This is a genomic window from Actinocorallia lasiicapitis, from assembly GCF_054778695.1.
This window is the reverse complement of sequence record NZ_BAAGZI010000700.1, coordinates 1-1478: the sequence shown is the minus strand read 5'-3', so window position 1 is coordinate 1478 and position 1478 is coordinate 1. Positions and strand designations below refer to the sequence as shown.

Annotated in this window: 2 protein-coding genes; one reads left to right on the top strand and one right to left on the bottom strand. The window is 74.9% G+C overall.

Going from position 1 to position 1478, the window contains the following annotated elements; all coding sequences use genetic code 11:
- Positions 1-619: AAA family ATPase (locus ACYVE7_RS33905; protein WP_460370656.1), on the bottom strand; the 619-nt coding region annotated here is incomplete at its 3' end.
- Positions 620-662: 43 nt separating this feature from the next.
- Here ACYVE7_RS33905 and ACYVE7_RS33900 point away from each other — a divergent pair.
- On the top strand, positions 663-1478 hold an 816-nt coding region (locus ACYVE7_RS33900), incomplete at its 3' end, for a DUF4145 domain-containing protein (RefSeq protein WP_460370654.1).

Here is a 1478-nt window from a genome sequence, read left to right as displayed (position 1 = left end):
CCGCGTCCAGGGCGGCCGCCACCAGCTCGCGCAGCAGCAGCGCGTTCCCCTCGGTCGCCCGGTGGAGCCGGTGCAGGGTCGTGTCGTCGACGGGCCTGCCGAGCCGGGCGCGGAGCACCAGCGCGGTGTCGTCCAGGGTCAGCGGGCCGATCGCGGCGCGGACCGCGTGGTCGTCCTTCCACAGCGCCGTCACCTTCTCGGGGGCGGGCTCGTCGGTGCGGACCGTCGCCACGAGATGCGCGCCGCCGTTGGCCACCAGGTAGTGGACGGTCGCCGCCGAGGCGCTGTCCAGCAGATGAGCGTCGTCGACGGCCAGCAGCAGCCGCTTGCCGCGCACACTGATCGCCTCGGCCGCCCAGCGCAGCGGATTGGCCTGGTCGCCGGGGGAGCGGGCCGGCAGCAGATGCGCCAGCGCCCCGTAGGGGATACCGCGCGCCGAACCCGTCGCGCTGATCCTGGCCACCTCGTACCGTCCGGCCGGAAACCCCGCGACGATCTCCGCGGCCAGCCGCGACTTGCCCGTCCCGGCTGGTCCCGCGATCACCAGCGCGGTCTGTCGGGCGACGGCGCCGAGCCGTGCGAGCTCAGCACCCCGACCGGCGAACGGCCACCCGGCCATAAATCCCCTAGCCTTCCTCGGCTGCGCTCTTTATCGTCTCCCTGTGGACCGCTGGGGGGCAAGCTTCTCCGTCGACTGCCCGCGCTGCGCGCGCCGGACGATCGTCCGGGTTCCCGACGGCCCGGACCGCGCCTTCCTGCCCGCCCAGTTCCAGCCGTACACGCTCGCCGAATGCCAGGCGTGCCTGCTGGTCGTCCTGCTCGATCTCGCGGGCGAGCCCACCGTGCTGTGGCCCGCGGGGAGGACGCCGCCCGATCCCGCGATCCCCCCGATGCTCCGGGACGAACTACGCGAAGCGCACGCCTGCCTCCGCGCCGGAGCGTACTCCGGCGCGGTGGTCGCCGTCCGCCGGATTCTGGAGGGCGCCTGCCGCGACCACGGCGTGCACGCCCCCACCCTGTACACCGCGCTCCAGACCATGGAACGCGACGGCAGGCTCGAAGGCCGGCTCCTGCAGTGGGCCGACGACCTGCGCATCCTCGGCAACCGCGGCGCCCATCTGGGCGCCCCCACCACCGAGCGGGACGCCGCCGACGCCGTCGCGCTCGCCGAAGCCCTCCTCGACTACCTCTACCTGTTCGCCGCCACCTACGCCCGGTTCAAGCAGCGGCGCGGTGAACGGCCCGCCCGCGGCGCCGACCCGCCGTCGGTCCGGCTGCTCCGCGACCGCGGCATCCCCTTCACCCCGATCTCCTACGAACCGCCGCGCGGCCACCGGCCGTCCCGGCGGGCCCTGGCCGACCGGCTCGGCGTCCCGCCCGACCGGTTCCTCAAGACCGTCGTCGTGGACGTGGGCCCACATGTGGCCATCGCGGTCCTGCCCGTCGCGGAACAGGTCGACCTGCGCGCCGTCGCCGCG